16 protein-coding genes are annotated in these 15,290 nt (G+C 42.5%); all 16 read left to right on the top strand.

Going from position 1 to position 15,290, the window contains the following annotated elements; all coding sequences use genetic code 11:
• Positions 1–178 precede the first annotated feature (178 nt).
• Entirely contained in the window at positions 179–952 is a 774-nt protein-coding gene (locus HT720_RS09665; RefSeq protein WP_173276022.1) for a TatD family hydrolase, read from the top strand.
• Positions 952–1,512 carry a ribonuclease M5 gene (gene rnmV, locus HT720_RS09660; RefSeq protein WP_173276020.1) on the top strand — a complete coding sequence of 187 codons (561 nt, stop codon included), beginning with the start codon at positions 952–954 and terminating at the stop codon, positions 1,510–1,512. Before HT720_RS09665 ends, rnmV begins: the two co-directional genes overlap by 1 nt.
• 71 nt (positions 1,513–1,583) lie before the next feature.
• A complete protein-coding gene (locus HT720_RS09655; protein ID WP_173276018.1) occupies positions 1,584–2,495 on the top strand; it encodes an XRE family transcriptional regulator in 912 nt (303 codons plus the stop codon).
• A gap of 448 nt (positions 2,496–2,943) precedes the next feature.
• Complete coding sequence (locus HT720_RS09650; protein WP_023936706.1) at positions 2,944–3,240, top strand: lactococcin 972 family bacteriocin; 297 nt, start codon at positions 2,944–2,946, stop codon at positions 3,238–3,240.
• 103 nt (positions 3,241–3,343) lie between these two features.
• Positions 3,344–5,374 carry a bacteriocin-associated integral membrane family protein gene (locus HT720_RS09645; RefSeq protein WP_173276016.1) on the top strand — a complete coding sequence of 677 codons (2,031 nt, stop codon included), beginning with the start codon at positions 3,344–3,346 and terminating at the stop codon, positions 5,372–5,374.
• Between the two features lies 1 nt (position 5,375).
• Complete coding sequence (locus HT720_RS09640) at positions 5,376–6,017, top strand: ABC transporter ATP-binding protein (RefSeq protein ID WP_000565529.1); 642 nt, start codon at positions 5,376–5,378, stop codon at positions 6,015–6,017.
• Positions 6,010–6,318, top strand: a complete 309-nt coding sequence (locus HT720_RS09635; protein WP_000333264.1) for a hypothetical protein — start codon at positions 6,010–6,012, stop codon at positions 6,316–6,318. The genes HT720_RS09640 and HT720_RS09635 overlap by 8 nt, the downstream gene beginning before the upstream one ends.
• 130 nt (positions 6,319–6,448) lie before the next feature.
• Positions 6,449–7,321, top strand: a complete 873-nt coding sequence (rsmA, locus tag HT720_RS09630; protein WP_173276014.1) for a 16S rRNA (adenine(1518)-N(6)/adenine(1519)-N(6))-dimethyltransferase RsmA — start codon at positions 6,449–6,451, stop codon at positions 7,319–7,321.
• Position 7,322: 1 nt separating this feature from the next.
• Entirely contained in the window at positions 7,323–8,201 is an 879-nt protein-coding gene (rsgA, locus tag HT720_RS09625; protein WP_173276012.1) for a ribosome small subunit-dependent GTPase A, read from the top strand.
• A gap of 10 nt (positions 8,202–8,211) precedes the next feature.
• Complete coding sequence (gene rpe / locus HT720_RS09620) at positions 8,212–8,868, top strand: ribulose-phosphate 3-epimerase (RefSeq protein ID WP_173276009.1); 657 nt, start codon at positions 8,212–8,214, stop codon at positions 8,866–8,868.
• Entirely contained in the window at positions 8,831–9,493 is a 663-nt protein-coding gene (locus HT720_RS09615) for a thiamine diphosphokinase (RefSeq protein WP_173276007.1), read from the top strand. The genes rpe and HT720_RS09615 overlap by 38 nt, the downstream gene beginning before the upstream one ends.
• Position 9,494: 1 nt before the next feature.
• Positions 9,495–10,751 carry a DNA recombination protein RmuC gene (locus HT720_RS09610; RefSeq protein WP_049512929.1) on the top strand — a complete coding sequence of 419 codons (1,257 nt, stop codon included), beginning with the start codon at positions 9,495–9,497 and terminating at the stop codon, positions 10,749–10,751.
• On the top strand, positions 10,741–11,682 hold the full coding sequence (locus HT720_RS09605) for a 3'-5' exoribonuclease YhaM family protein (protein ID WP_049512930.1): 942 nt from the start codon (positions 10,741–10,743) through the stop codon (positions 11,680–11,682). The genes HT720_RS09610 and HT720_RS09605 overlap by 11 nt, the downstream gene beginning before the upstream one ends.
• Before the next feature lie 266 nt (positions 11,683–11,948).
• The gene (gene purR, locus HT720_RS09600) at positions 11,949–12,776 is read left to right on the top strand and encodes a pur operon repressor (protein WP_049512932.1); all 828 of its coding nucleotides are present in this window, start codon (positions 11,949–11,951) and stop codon (positions 12,774–12,776) included.
• A gap of 66 nt (positions 12,777–12,842) precedes the next feature.
• The gene (locus tag HT720_RS09595; protein WP_173276005.1) at positions 12,843–14,093 is read left to right on the top strand and encodes a diaminopimelate decarboxylase; all 1,251 of its coding nucleotides are present in this window, start codon (positions 12,843–12,845) and stop codon (positions 14,091–14,093) included.
• A 125-nt stretch (positions 14,094–14,218) separates the two neighbouring features.
• Positions 14,219–15,013 (top strand): pyruvate formate-lyase-activating protein, encoded by a 795-nt coding sequence (gene pflA, locus HT720_RS09590; protein ID WP_001288289.1) that lies wholly within the window; start codon positions 14,219–14,221, stop codon positions 15,011–15,013.
• Positions 15,014–15,290 lie beyond the last annotated feature (277 nt).

The following is a 15,290-nucleotide window of genomic DNA, read 5'->3' as shown; positions in this document are numbered from 1 at the left end:
GGATATTCTATCAATCTAGCCAGTCTCTTCTGTCTCTAACTGTGGAATAGAAGATGGGCAATATCGGATAGAAAAGATAGCAGAATAGATCTCTATTGAAGAGAGGAGGGAAACAGAAAAATTGGGTGCCCCTCCTCTTTTTTGCTATAATAGTAGATAGAAAACGAGGTTAGAAGAGATGATTTTTGATACACATACACACTTGAATGTAGAAGAATTTGCAGGTCGTGAGGCAGAAGAAATTACCTTGGCTGCTGAGATGGGTGTGACACAGATGAATATTGTTGGTTTTGATGAACCGACGATTGAGCGTGCTTTGGAGTTGGTAGATGAGTATGACCAGCTCTATGCGACAATCGGTTGGCATCCGACAGAAGCTGGAACCTACACAGAGGAGGTTGAAGCCTACTTGCTTGACAAGCTCAAGCACCCAAAGGTAGTTGCCTTGGGTGAGATTGGCTTAGACTACCACTGGATGACAGCGCCAAAAGAGGTGCAGGAACAGGTTTTTCGCAGTCAGATCCAGCTATCTAAGGACTTGAATTTACCTTTTGTTGTCCATACCCGTGATGCGCTGGAAGATACCTATGAGATTATCAAGAGCGAGGGTGTTGGTCCTCGTGGTGGTATCATGCATTCTTTCTCAGGAACTCTTGAATGGGCAGAGAAGTTTGTCGCGCTTGGTATGACCATTTCCTTCTCAGGAGTGGTGACTTTTAAGAAGGCAACTGACATCCAAGAAGCAGCTAAAGAGTTACCTTTGGATAAGATTTTGGTGGAGACGGATGCTCCTTACTTGGCTCCTGTACCCAAGCGTGGTCGCGAAAACAAAACAGCCTATACTCGCTATGTGGTGGACTTTATCGCGGATTTGCGTGGCATGACGACAGAAGAGCTAGCGGCAGCAACGACTGCAAATGCAGAACGAATTTTTGGATTGGACAGCAAGTAATGAAAGAAAAAATTTCCCAAGTTATCGTGGTCGAAGGTCGCGATGATACGGCCAATCTCAAACGTTATTTCGAGGTAGAGACCTATGAGACTCGAGGTTCTGCCATCAATGACCAGGATATAGAGCGGATTCAGCGCCTGCACCAACGTCATGGAGTCATTGTCTTTACAGACCCAGATTTTAATGGGGAGCGGATTCGCCGCATGATTATGACGGCTATTCCAACAGTGCAACATGCCTTTCTCAAGCGAGATGAAGCTGTTCCCAAGTCCAAAACCAAAGGCCGTTCCCTGGGAATTGAGCATGCCAGCTATGAAGATTTGAAAATGGCTCTAGCTCAGGTGACAGAACAATTTGAACAGGAGAGTCAGTTTGACATCAGTCGTAGCGACTTGATTCGCCTTGGTTTTCTAGCAGGGGCAGATAGCCGTAAGCGCAGAGAATATCTAGGAGAGGCTCTCCGAATCGGCTATTCCAACGGCAAGCAACTCCTCAAACGCCTAGAGTTGTTTGGGGTTACCTTGGCGGAAGTGGAAGAAGCTATGAAATCTTATGAGTAGGAAAGATGTAGCCGTTACAATTTTTTAAGTTTCACAGTATTTTTCGAAGCAGGTAGAAGAGGAGGCGTCTGATGTTAATTGGTCAAAAAATTAAAGAGATTCGGATAGAAAAAGGAATTAGTCGTCCAGATTTTTGTGGAGATGAGCAAGAACTGACAGTTCGTCAACTGTCGCGAATTGAAAGTGGAGCTTCGCAACCGAGTTTGCCCAAGTTAGACTATATTGCTCGCCGGCTAGGAGTTCCAGCTTATAGCCTTATGCCGGATTTTTCAGCTCTTCCTCCTGCTTATTTAGAATTGAAATACCAGATTTTACGTGAACCAATCTATGGTAAAGAAGAGGAGTATGATAAGAAAGAAGCATGTTTGGAAGAGATAGAGGATTTATTTTATGAGCAACTTCCTAATGAGGAAAAAGTATGGTTTGAAGCTACTAGAGCAACGATAGATGTTATTCGAAGCGGACGACCAGAATATGGGGAAACCGTACTGGACGATTATTTTACAACAATTTACGATAAGGAATTGTTTTTGATAAATGAATTAGAAGTTATCAACTTATATTTTGCTATAGTGCTTACAAAGATAAAACAAGGTCAAAATCAGATTGAAGAAATTAACAGAATTCATTCGTTTTTAGTTCGTTTGACAAATCATGTAGAATTGATTGCACCAGAATATCTGTTTGCTTTAAGTAACACTTTGTTTTCGGGTCTAGCCTGTTTGGATAATTTGTCGTCTTATGATTCACTAGAATCTTATATCTTTAGCCTTAATCATATAATGGAAAAAACACAAGATTTCCAGAAGAAACCAATTATATTGATGTTGGAGTGGAAATTATCTCTAATAATAAACAATGATTATGTATCTGCCGAACAGTTCTATCAGAAATCGAAGCTATTTGCTGATATAATAGAAAATTCTTATTTAGTTACTATGTTGGAGAAACAATGGCAAGAAGATTTAAAAAAATATTTATAAATATCGTGAAGCAATGACAAAAATGTCCTTGTTCTCGCATCAAAACAGTTCTAAAGTTCGTTTTTAGAGCTGTTTTTTTTAGATATGAGCCAAAAATAATATGAAATAGTTAGATTTTAAGGACATTGATGTCCTTTGAGTTTATTTAAAAATAATTTATAATCAATTAAAACGTGAAAGGAGATTACAGTATGAACTTTTTTAGTTTATTTTATTTAGTTACTTGGTGGTTTAAATAAAATTTAGTTATGTCTACTTAGTCTCAAAAAATTTATTCATAACATATAATAAATACAACTTGATAGACTAAATTAGAAAAATAAGGAGAGGATACCATGAGGTGTTGCTTTGAAAAGGTCTATGATCCATGACTTAGTTTTACTTGAATAGAAAATAGACAATATATAATAAATATTTATGATATAATAAAAAATAGAGGAGTATCAATATGAAACAAACAGTTAAAAAATTAGCCCTTGTAGCGAGTCTTGCAGCAACATTAGGTGGAGGAGTAGCAGTAGTATCGGCCGCGGTTAAGTATCCAGGCGGTGGTGTCTGGACGTATGGTTCGGCTAACGGAGGTGCTTACTCAAACTACTATCACCCCTCAAAATACCATAGTTCAACAGTTTCTAGCAGATGGAATAGTTCATCTGATAAGGGATATGCTGATGCAGGAGGAACATCTCGAGCTTGGATTCGTACTGCGTGGGGCGAGCAAGTAAGCTTTTATTATGATTATTAAAAATTATACACGAGAAAGTAAAAACATTTCTGGGTGAGTTGATAACAATGCTTTACTTGGTCATCTCTCTAGCAGGTGACCAAGTAACTTTTTGGAGGAAGTGATGAAACGTTTATTTATTTTGATTTCAATGGTATTGGTATCGCTTTATATGGTGATAAATTCCGTTGATCATCGAGAAGAGATTTTATTTGGTAACTATCCCTCTGTTGATGTGATGGGTACTGGGCTAGACCAATCAGTAGCTGATCGAGAAAAACTGACAGAGGCTTTGAGTCACTTGGCGGTAGAGCACAATAGTCTCATCGCTCGTCGGATTGTTGAGCCAAATGAAGCTGGAGAAACACGCTTTACCTATGCCACTTATGGTCAGGGAGAGCTTCCAGAAGGTTTGACCATTTCCTCCAAGGAGAGTGTAGAAACGAGTGATTTATTAGGGTCTTACTTGATTGTATCAGGAAGTTTGGATGGAGTGAGCTTACAGACCGCCCTGCAAGAACTTGGTTATAATGGTGTTGTCTCGAATAGAACAGAGGCATTTTCGATGGTCGTCCTCTTGTCTGCTACCCCAATGGGGCTACTGAGTCTAGCTATTTTTCTGCTGACTTTTATGAGTCTGACCCTGATTTATCGGATCAAGTCCCTTCGTCAGGCAGGGATTCGCTTAATCGCTGGTGAGAGCTTGTTTGGAGTGGCTCTCAGACCAGTATTAGAAGATATGAGACAGCTTATCTGCTCAGTGCTGGTATCCAGTCTTTTGGGATTGGGGATTCTCTGGTATCAAGGTGCCTTGTTTATGGCAACGGTGCAACTGGTCATCATTGCTCTTCTACTTTATGGATTGACCTTGGCCGGGATTTCTACCTTACTAAGTGTCGTCTATCTACTTGGTTTACAGGAAAATAGTCTGGTGGATCTATTGAAAGGGAAACTCCCTCTCAAACGTATGATGACATTGATGATGATGGGGCAACTCTTAGCTGTATTGGTGGTCGGTTCGAGTGCGACTACTCTCCTACCCCACTACCGTGAAATGCAGGAGATGGAGAAAGCTAGCGATAAATGGAGCCAGTCCTCAGACCGTTACCGTCTATCCTTTGGTTGGTCTAGTGCATTTGCCGATGAAGAAGGAATGCGTAAGGATAATCGTGAGTGGCAGACATTTACTGAAGAACGGTTAGCTAATACAGACTCTTTTTATATTATGAGCAATGTTGACAATTTCTCAGATGGAGCAGAAGTGGACTTAGATGGCAATCGTCTCAGTGACTACACACCGTCAGGGAATGTTATCTATGTCTCACCGCGCTATCTGATAGAAGAAAAGATTACCGTTTCTTCAGAGTTTATGGATAAGATGCAAAACTTGTCTGAGGGAGAGTTTGGGCTGATCTTGCCTGAGAGCTTGCGAGAGCAGTCTGCCTACTACCAAGGATTGTTTACAGATTACCTGCAAAGATTTTCATCTGAAAGTGTAGAGGCGACGAGTCAGAAACACTACCTTCCACAGTTAAGGCTAGCTTTTACAGAAACAGGACAGGAACGTTTCCTCTATAATGATGGGTACAAGACAACACGTCAGTACCTAAAAGATCCGATTATTGTAGTTCTAACGCCGCAAGCGACTGGAACAAGACCTGTTGCAGGGATGTTGTGGGGAACTACGGCTAATAGTGCCTTGAAACTAGATCGATATGGAGACAGCATTACCGCTCTAAAAGAGCAAGGTCTGTATCACAAGGTCTCTTACTTGGTAAAAAGCCAGCTATTTTTTGCCAAGGTACTAAATGACAAACGGGTGGAGTTTTACTCTCTCCTTATTGGGACGATTTTGACCCTGTCTACGGCTATCTTGTTATTTGATTCCATGAATCTTCTCTATTTTGAGCAGTTTAGACGGGAGCTTATGATTAAACGTCTTTCTGGTATGACAATTTATGAGCTTCATGGCAAGTACTTACTGGCGCAAGGAGGAGTTCTCTTGCTTGGCCTAATCCTATCTAGTGTTTTGACAGGAGATAGCTTGATCAGCGCTTTAGTTGTAGCTTTGTTTACGCTTAACGCCCTCTTGATTTTAGTAAGGCAGGATAAAAAGGAAGAAGCTGGTAGCATGGCAGTATTGAAAGGAAAATAAGATGATTGATATTCAAGGATTGGAAAAGAAATTTAATGACCGAGCGATTTTCTCTGGTTTAAATCTCAAGCTGGAGAAGGGCAAGGTCTATGCCTTAATCGGAAAGAGTGGAAGCGGAAAGACGACGCTGCTGAATATCTTAGGCAAACTAGAAAAGATAGATGGAGGAAGGGTTCTCTATCAGGGGAAAGATTTAAAAACCATACCCACTCGTGAGTATTTTCGAGACCAGATGGGCTATCTCTTTCAAAATTTTGGCCTCTTAGAAAACCAATCAATCAAAGAGAATTTGGATTTGGGCTTTGTTGGTCAGAAAATCTCAAAAGTCGAGCGTTTGGAAAGGCAAGTGGAGGCTTTAGAAAAGGTTAATCTAGGATATTTGGATTTGGAACAAAAAATTTATACTTTATCTGGGGGAGAGGCCCAACGAGTTGCCCTTGCGAAGACTATTTTGAAAAATCCACCCTTGATTTTGGCAGATGAACCGACAGCAGCTCTTGATCCTGAAAATTCAGAGGAGGTTATGAATCTCTTGGTGGGCTTGAAAGATGAAAATCGAATGATCATCATTGCGACCCATAATCCCCTAGTCTGGAATAAGGCCGATGAAATTATTGATATGAGGGAGCTTGCTCATGTGTGAAAAAATCCGTATTCGCAGGGTATCTGATTATCCTAGTGCCAGAGGTGGTTTAGAAGATATTCTCATCATGGAAAATATGACCAATCATCTTCTTTTAGTTCAAATCCGAGTGAATGGCTATTTGCTTGATTTTGCTAGCATTGAAGGGCAAAGACAAAAGCATTATCGTTTGAAAAATTTACCTCAAACGGTTGAACTGACAGTGGACGATGTGGAGGAGGATGTAGATTTGACCCTACCTGAAAATCGAAGTTATCAAGAAGCTGATTTTTTTGAACGTATGTTTCGAGAGAACCGCTAAGGTCACTTTTAAAGATTTCCAAGACTATCTTTCTTCAATAGGAAAGATAGTTTTTTGGTATGATTTTCACCCCCAAAATACAAGGGGAATGTGTTACAATAGTAGTAACAGATAATAGAAAAGAGAATAGATGAGAATTGCAGATTATAGCGTGACTAAGGCAGTGCTGGAGCGTCACGGTTTTACCTTTAAAAAGTCCTTCGGGCAAAATTTCTTGACGGACACCAATATCCTACAAAAAATTGTGGATACGGCTGAGATTGATGGCCAGGTCAATGTCATTGAAATCGGGCCAGGTATTGGTGCCTTGACCGAGTTTTTGGCTGAGCGTGCAGCTCAAGTCATGGCCTTTGAGATCGACCACCGTTTAGTGCCAATTTTGGCAAATACCCTACGTGATTTTGACAATGTGACAGTGGTTAACGAGGACATTCTCAAGGTCGATTTGGCGCAACATATCCAGAATTTTAAAAATCCTGACCTGCCAATCAAGGTAGTGGCTAATTTGCCTTACTACATCACAACGCCTATTCTCATGCACTTGATTGAGAGTGGGATTCCTTTTAGTGAGTTTGTGGTCATGATGCAAAAGGAAGTGGCAGACCGTATCTCGGCTCAACCAAATACCAAGGCATATGGTAGTTTGTCAATCGCCGTGCAGTATTACATGACTGCCAAGGTTGCCTTTATCGTACCTCGTACGGTCTTTGTGCCAGCGCCAAATGTGGATTCAGCCATTTTGAAAATGGTGCGTCGTCCAGAGCCAGCTGTAGCAGTGGGAGACGAGAACTTCTTCTTTAAGGTTTCCAAGGCAAGTTTCACTCATCGCCGTAAAACCTTATGGAATAACTTGACAGGTTACTTTGGCAAGACTGAAGAAGTCAAGGACAAGCTGACCAAGGCTTTGGACCAAGCAGGCTTGTCACCAAGTGTGCGTGGGGAAGCTCTCAGCTTGGCAGAGTTTGCCAGCCTAGCAGATGCACTTAAAGGGCAAGGACTCTAAGATGCAGGGACAAATCATTAAAGCTTTGGCTGGGTTCTACTATGTAGAGAGTGAGGGTCAGGTTTATCAAACACGGGCGCGTGGAAATTTCCGTAAAAAAGGGCATACTCCCTACGTTGGGGATTTGGTAGATTTCTCTGCGGAGGAGAACTCTGAGGGATATATCCTTAAGATTCATGAACGAAAAAATAGTCTGGTTCGTCCGCCCATTGTCAACATCGACCAAGCTGTAGTAATCATGTCCGTCAAGGAACCTGATTTTAACAGCAATTTGCTGGATCGGTTCTTGGTTCTTTTGGAACACAAGGGCATCCATCCCATCGTCTATATTTCCAAAATGGATTTGTTGGAAGATAGGTCAGAATTGGATTTTTACCAACAAACCTATGGTGACATCGGCTATGACTTTGTGACCAGTAAAGAGGAACTTCTGCCCTTGTTAACAGGCAAGGTTACAGTCTTTATGGGGCAGACAGGTGTTGGGAAGTCAACTCTTCTCAATAAAATCGCACCAGATCTCAATCTTGAAACAGGAGAAATTTCAGACAGTCTGGGTCGCGGGCGCCACACTACTCGAGCTGTTAGTTTTTACAATCTCAATGGGGGTAAAATCGCGGACACACCAGGTTTTTCATCACTGGATTATGAAGTATCAACGGTGGAAGACCTCAATCAGGCCTTCCCAGAGATTGCTAGTGTCAGTCGAGACTGCAAATTCCGCACTTGTACCCATACCCATGAGCCGTCTTGTGCAGTCAAGCCAGCTGTTGAAGAGGGTACCATTGCAACCTTCCGTTTTGACAACTACCTGCAATTTCTCAGCGAAATTGAAAATCGCAGAGAAACCTATAAAAAGGTCAGCAAAAAAATTCCAAAATAAGGAGAAACCTATGTCTCAATACAAGATTGCTCCGTCAATTCTGGCAGCAGATTATGCCAACTTTGAACGTGAAATCAAACGCCTAGAAGCAACTGGGGCAGAATATGCCCATATCGATATTATGGACGGTCACTTTGTACCACAAATCAGTTTTGGTGCAGGTGTGGTCGAGAGTCTTCGACCTCATAGCAAGATGGTTTTCGATTGCCACTTGATGGTGTCAAATCCTGAGCATCATTTAGAAGACTTTGCGCGTGCGGGAGCAGATATCATCAGTATCCATGTAGAAGCAACGCCTCATATTCATGGCGCCCTCCAAAAAATTCGCTCACTCGGAGTTAAACCTTCAGTCGTTATCAATCCTGGCACGCCTGTTGAAGCCATCAAGCACGTCCTTCACCTAGTTGACCAAGTTTTAGTCATGACAGTTAACCCAGGCTTTGGTGGGCAAGCCTTTCTACCTGAAACCATGGATAAGGTCCGTGAGTTGGTTGCCCTTCGTAAGGAAAAAGGTTTGAACTTTGAGATTGAAGTGGATGGCGGGATTGATGATCAAACTATTGCCCAAGCTAAAGAAGCTGGTGCGACCGTTTTTGTAGCAGGTTCCTATGTCTTTAAGGGAGATGTCAATGAGCGAGTACAAACTCTCAGAAAACAACTGGACTAGGGTTGCCGTTTTTGCAGGCGGAGACCGCGGACATTATCGGACGGATTTTGATGCTTTTGTCGGTGTGGATCGAGGATCGCTCTGGGTCTTGGAGGAAGACTTGCCTCTCGCTCTAGCGGTTGGAGATTTTGATTCTGTGACGGAAGAAGAGCGACAGGTGATTCAAAAACGTGCCCAGTATTTTGTCCAAGCCCGACCAGAAAAGGATGATACAGATCTGGAATTGGCTCTCTTAACCATCTTTGAGAAAAATCCTCAGGCTGAGGTCACTATTTTCGGTGCTTTGGGTGGACGTATTGACCATATGTTGGCGAATGTCTTTCTGCCTAGCAATCCTAAGTTGGCACCCTATATGCGTCAAATAGAAATTGAGGATGGGCAAAACTTGATTGCCTATTGTCCAGAAGGGACCAGTCAGCTAGAACCTCGCTCGGACTATGACTATCTAGCCTTTATGCCAGTTCGGGATAGCCAGCTGACTATTCTTGGTGCCAAGTATGAGTTGACAGAGGACAATTTTTTCTTTAAAAAAATGTACGCTTCTAACGAATATATAGATAGGGAAGTGTCGGTGACTTGCCCAGATGGCTATGTAGTTGTCTTGCATAGCAAGGACAGGAGGTAGGATGGAAAGTTTACTTGTTCTATTATTGATTGCCAACCTAGTTGGACTTTTTCTGATTTGGCAAAGGCAGGATAAGCAGGAAAAACATCTAGCCAAGAGCTTGGAGGATCAGGCAGATCAATTGTCAGACCAGTTGGATTACCGTTTTGAACAAGCCAGACAAGCCAGTCAGTTGGATCAAAAAGACCTGGAAGTGGCTGTCAGCGACCGTTTGCAAGAAGTGCGAATGGAATTGCACCAAGGCTTGACTCAAGTTAGACAGGAGATGAACGAGAATCTCCTTCAAACCAGAGATAAGACCGACCAACGTCTCCAAGCCTTGCAGGAATCAAATGAGCAACGTTTGGAACAAATGCGCCAAACAGTCGAGGAAAAACTAGAAAAGACCTTGCAGACGCGCTTGCAGGCTTCCTTTGAGACAGTTTCCAAACAACTGGAGTCGGTCAATCGTGGCCTTGGAGAAATGCAGACAGTTGCCCGCGATGTCGGAACCCTCAACAAGGTTCTCTCTGGAACCAAGACGCGAGGGATTCTTGGAGAATTGCAACTGGGGCAAATCATCGAAGACATCATGACACCTGCCCAGTACGAACGAGAATATGCAACGGTTGAAAACTCCAGTGAACGAGTGGAGTATGCCATCAAGCTGCCTGGACAGGGTGACCTGGAATATGTCTACTTACCGATTGACTCCAAGTTTCCACTGGCAGATTATTACCGCTTGGAAGAAGCCTATGAAGCTGGTGACAAGGACGAGATCGAACGCTGTCGTAAATCGCTTTTAGCAAGCGTCAAGCGCTTTGCCAAGGATATCAGGAACAAGTACATAGCACCACCTCGGACGACCAATTTTGGAGTCTTGTTTGTTCCGACAGAAGGTCTCTACTCAGAAATCGTCCGCAATCCTGTCTTCTTTGATGATTTGAGACGGGAGGAGCAGATTATTGTCGCAGGGCCAAGTACCCTGTCAGCTCTCCTCAATTCCCTATCAGTTGGATTCAAAACTCTCAATATCCAAAAGAGTGCCGATCATATCAGTAAGACTCTTGCCAGCGTCAAGACCGAGTTTGGCAAGTTTGGTGGCATTCTGGTCAAGGCACAAAAACATCTTCAACATGCCTCTGGCAATATTGATGAATTATTAAACCGTCGTACCACAGCTATCGAGCGGACGCTCCGTCACATTGAGTTATCAGAAGGTGAGCCTGCGCTTGATCTACTCCATTTTCAAGAAAATGAGGAAGAATATGAAGATTAGTCACATGAAAAAAGATGAGCTATTTGAAGGCTTTTACCTAATCAAATCAGCTGACCTGAGACAAACTCGCGCTGGGAAAAATTACCTAGCTTTTACCTTCCAAGATGATAGTGGCGAGATTGATGGAAAGCTCTGGGATGCTCAACCTCATAACGTTGAGGCCTTTACTGCAGGTAAGGTTGTCCACATGAAAGGTCGCCGAGAAGTTTATAACAACACCCCTCAAGTCAATCAAATTACCCTCCGCTTGCCTCAACCTGGCGAACCCAATGATCCAGCTGATTTTAAGGTCAAGTCACCAGTTGATGTCAAGGAAATCCGTGACTACATGTCGCAAATGATTTTCAAAATTGAAAATCCTGTTTGGCAACGGATTGTCCGAAAGCTCTACACCAAGTATGATAAGGAATTTTACTCCTATCCAGCTGCCAAGACTAACCACCATGCCTTTGAAACGGGTTTGGCCTATCATACGGCAACCATGGTGCGCTTGGCAGATGCCATTAGCGAAGTCTATCCACAGCTCAATAAGAGCCTGCTCTATGCGGGGATTATGCTGCATGACTTGGCTAAGGTCATCGAGTTGACTGGACCAGACCAGACTGAGTATACAGTACGAGGTAATCTCCTTGGGCATATTGCTCTAATTGATAGCGAAATTACTAAGATAGTGATGGAACTCGGTATCGATGATACCAAGGAAGAAGTCGTTCTGCTTCGTCATGTCATCCTCAGTCACCACGGCTTACTTGAGTATGGAAGCCCAGTCCGTCCACGCATTATGGAAGCAGAGATTATCCATATGATTGACAATCTGGATGCAAGCATGATGATGATGTCAACAGCTCTTGCTTTGGTGGATAAAGGAGAGATGACCAATAAAATCTTCGCTATGGATAATCGTTCCTTCTATAAACCAGATTTAGATTAATAATTTAAGAAAAATGAGCATTTTTTAGGATAAGAATGTTCGTTTTTTTATGTGAATATGGTATAATAAGTAAAAGACAAAAATGAATACTCTTCAAAAATCTCTTCAAACTAGGGTAGCATCGCCTTGTCGTATGTATATATGTAGTTATATTACAGACCTTGTCAGTTCTATCGACAATCTCAAAACAGTGTTTTGAACCACCAGCGACCAGCTTTCTAGTTTGCTTTTTGATTTTTTGAATAAAAATGGAATAGGAAATAGAAATGAAATTAAGAAGAAGTGATCGGATGGTTGTCATTTCCAACTATTTGATTAATCATCCTTATAAACTAACTAGTCTCAATACTTTTGCTGAAAAGTACGAATCTGCTAAATCATCTATCTCAGAGGATATCGTCATTATCAAACGCGCCTTTGAGGAAATCGAAATTGGTCATATCCAGACAGTAACTGGTGCTGGTGGTGGTGTCATTTTCACACCATCAATCTCAAACCATGATGCCAAGGAAATGGTTGAGGACTTGCGTGCTAAGTTGTCAGAAAGTGACCGTATCTTGCCAGGTGGCTATATCTACCTGTCTGATTTGCTTAGCACACCAGCTATCTTGAAAAATATTGGCCGCATTATTGCCAAGAGCTTTATGGATCAAAAAATTGACGCGGTTATGACAGTAGCGACCAAGGGTGTTCCACTTGCAAATGCAGTTGCCAATGTCCTCAATGTTCCTTTTGTTATTGTGCGCCGTGACTTGAAAATTACCGAAGGTTCAACTGTCAGTGTCAACTATGTATCCGGTTCAAGTGGTGACCGCATTGAGAAAATGTTCCTTTCAAAACGCAGTCTTAAGGCAGGCAGCCGTGTCTTGATTGTAGATGACTTCTTGAAAGGTGGCGGAACTGTCAACGGGATGATTAGTCTCTTGCGTGAGTTTGATTCAGAATTGGCTGGTGTCGCAGTCTTTGCGGACAATGCCCAAGAAGAACGTGAAAAGCAGTTTGACTATAAGTCACTCTTGAAGGTTACCAATATTGATGTCAAGAACCAAGCCATCGATGTTGAGGTTGGCAATATCTTTGACGAAGATAAATAAGAGATAGAACTAAAGGTTGGAACGATTGTCCCAGCCTTTCTTTGCAAATAGAATAGAAGGAAGCTTATGAAAACACCATTTATCAATAGAGAAGAGTTAGAAGTGATTGTTGCCGAGTTCCCGACTCCCTTTCACTTGTATGATGAGAAGGGGATTCGTGAGAAGGCAAGAGCCGTCAACCAAGCATTTTCGTGGAACAAGGGCTTTAAGGAATATTTTGCAGTTAAGGCTACTCCAACCCCAGCTATTTTAAAAATTCTCCAAGAGGAAGGCTGTGGTGTGGACTGCTCTAGTTATGTAGAGCTTTTGATGAGTCATAAACTGGATTTCTCTGGTTCTGAGATTATATTCTCTTCTAACAACACGCCAGACAAGGAATACGCCTATGCGCGTGAATTGGGTGCGACCATTAACTTGGATGCCTTTGAAGATATTGAACATCTGGAGCGAGCAGCAGGCATTCCAGAAATCATCTCATGTCGTTACAATCCTGGAGGCGTTTTTGAACTGGGAACAGACATCATGGACAATCCTGGAGAAGCCAAGTTTGGCATGACCAAGGATCAGCTCTTTGAAGCTTTTGCTATCTTGAAGGAAAAAGGAGCCAAGACTTTTGGGATTCACTCCTTCCTAGCGTCCAATACCGTGACCCATCTCTATTATCCAGAGTTGGCGCGTCAGCTCTTTGAATTGGCTGTTGAAATCAAAGAAAAGTTGGGCATTTCGCTAGACTTTATCAATCTTTCTGGCGGTATTGGTGTCAATTATCGTCCTGAGCAGGAGCCGAACGATATCGCCTTGATTGGTGAGGGAGTTCGTAAGGTGTATGAAGAGGTTCTTACGCCAGCAGGTCTTGATCAGGTTAAGATTTTTACTGAATTGGGTCGTTTTATGTTAGCCCCTCATGGAGCTTTAGTCACAAGAGTCACTCATAAGAAGGAAACCTACCGTACCTATCTCGGTGTGGATGCATCAGCAGTCAACCTCATGCGTCCAGCTATGTACGGAGCCTACCATCATATTACTAACGTGACCCATCCAGATGGACTAGCTGAAGTGGTAGATGTGGTCGGCTCACTCTGCGAAAACAATGATAAATTTGCAGTCAATCGCGAACTGCCTCATACAGAAATCGGTGATTTGCTGGTTATTCATGATACAGGTGCCCACGGTTTTTCAATGGGTTACCAGTACAACGCCAAACTTCGTTCTGCGGAAATCCTCTATACCGAAGAAGGTAAAGCCCGTCAAATCCGCCGTGCAGAGCGCCCTGAGGACTACTTTGCAACCTTGTATGGCTTTGATTTTGAAGAATAAAATGATAAGTAATTGAAAATGAAATTGAAAAACAGATTGCTTTCTAAAAAATAGGTAAAAATCTTGTTTTTCCTTCAAGTCGTGATATAATAAAACTATAAAACGTTTTCAAGGAAGGTAACGATATGTCTGAAGAAACAATTGATTATGGACAAGTGACAGGAATGGTGCATTCGACAGAAAGCTTTGGGTCAGTAGATGGGCCTGGTATTCGCTTTATTGTCTTTTTGCAGGGCTGTCACATGCGTTGCCAGTACTGTCACAACCCGGACACTTGGGCTATGGAGTCCAATAAATCACGTGAACGGACGGTAGATGATGTCTTGACAGAGGCCTTGCGCTACCGCGGTTTCTGGGGAAATAAGGGTGGGATTACAGTCAGTGGAGGAGAAGCCCTCTTGCAGATTGATTTCCTGATTGCCCTCTTCACTAAGGCCAAGGAACAAGGTATCCACTGTACTTTGGATACCTGTGCCCTTCCTTTCCGTAATAAACCACGTTACCTTGAGAAGTTTGACAAACTCATGGCTGTCACTGACTTGGTCCTCTTGGATATCAAGGAAATCAACGAAGAACAGCACAAGATTGTCACTAGCCAAACCAATAAAAATATCTTGGCCTGTGCCCAGTATCTATCAGATATTGGAAAACCTGTCTGGATTCGCCACGTGCTAGTTCCAGGATTGACAGACAGAGATGATGACTTGATTGAACTTGGTAAGTTCGTCAAGACCCTCAAAAATGTTGATAAGTTTGAAATTCTACCTTATCACACCATGGGTGAGTTCAAATGGCGTGAATTGGGAATTCCTTATTCACTCGAAGGGGTTAAACCACCAACAGCAGATCGCGTCAAGAACGCTAAACAACTCATGGATACCGAAAGTTACCAAGACTATATGAAACGTGTACATGGATAAAAAGAAGCTTGATGGAAACATCGGGCTTTTGATACTCAATGAAAATCAAAGAGCAAACTAGGAAGCTAGCCGCAGGTTGCTCAAAGCACTGCTTTGAGGTTGTAGATAGAACTGACGAAGTCAGTAACATATATACGGTAAGGCGACGCTGACGTGGTTTGAAGAGATTTTCGAAGAGTATCAATCCATTATGAAAGTTTTGCCTCTTTGCTACCCTCTATACAAAAAAAGCCTATCACACAAGCTCTAAAGCTGGAGATGATAGGTTTTTATATTT

It is taken from the genome of Streptococcus sp. 68 (genome assembly GCF_013277415.1).
In the GTDB taxonomy this organism is placed as follows: domain Bacteria; phylum Bacillota; class Bacilli; order Lactobacillales; family Streptococcaceae; genus Streptococcus.
Note: the sequence above shows the minus strand (reverse complement) of the source record. Positions and strands in the feature narration are given on the sequence as shown.

Coding starts and splice junctions, on each gene's coding strand:
- HT720_RS09665 (WP_173276022.1), top strand. CDS start 179: ATGATTTTTGATACACATACACACTTGAATGTAGAAGAATTTGCAGGT.
- rnmV (WP_173276020.1), top strand. CDS start 952: ATGAAAGAAAAAATTTCCCAAGTTATCGTGGTCGAAGGTCGCGATGAT.
- HT720_RS09655 (WP_173276018.1), top strand. CDS start 1,584: ATGTTAATTGGTCAAAAAATTAAAGAGATTCGGATAGAAAAAGGAATT.
- HT720_RS09650 (WP_023936706.1), top strand. CDS start 2,944: ATGAAACAAACAGTTAAAAAATTAGCCCTTGTAGCGAGTCTTGCAGCA.
- HT720_RS09645 (WP_173276016.1), top strand. CDS start 3,344: ATGAAACGTTTATTTATTTTGATTTCAATGGTATTGGTATCGCTTTAT.
- HT720_RS09640 (WP_000565529.1), top strand. CDS start 5,376: ATGATTGATATTCAAGGATTGGAAAAGAAATTTAATGACCGAGCGATT.
- HT720_RS09635 (WP_000333264.1), top strand. CDS start 6,010: ATGTGTGAAAAAATCCGTATTCGCAGGGTATCTGATTATCCTAGTGCC.
- rsmA (WP_173276014.1), top strand. CDS start 6,449: ATGAGAATTGCAGATTATAGCGTGACTAAGGCAGTGCTGGAGCGTCAC.
- rsgA (WP_173276012.1), top strand. CDS start 7,323: ATGCAGGGACAAATCATTAAAGCTTTGGCTGGGTTCTACTATGTAGAG.
- rpe (WP_173276009.1), top strand. CDS start 8,212: ATGTCTCAATACAAGATTGCTCCGTCAATTCTGGCAGCAGATTATGCC.
- HT720_RS09615 (WP_173276007.1), top strand. CDS start 8,831: ATGAGCGAGTACAAACTCTCAGAAAACAACTGGACTAGGGTTGCCGTT.
- HT720_RS09610 (WP_049512929.1), top strand. CDS start 9,495: ATGGAAAGTTTACTTGTTCTATTATTGATTGCCAACCTAGTTGGACTT.
- HT720_RS09605 (WP_049512930.1), top strand. CDS start 10,741: ATGAAGATTAGTCACATGAAAAAAGATGAGCTATTTGAAGGCTTTTAC.
- purR (WP_049512932.1), top strand. CDS start 11,949: ATGAAATTAAGAAGAAGTGATCGGATGGTTGTCATTTCCAACTATTTG.
- HT720_RS09595 (WP_173276005.1), top strand. CDS start 12,843: ATGAAAACACCATTTATCAATAGAGAAGAGTTAGAAGTGATTGTTGCC.
- pflA (WP_001288289.1), top strand. CDS start 14,219: ATGTCTGAAGAAACAATTGATTATGGACAAGTGACAGGAATGGTGCAT.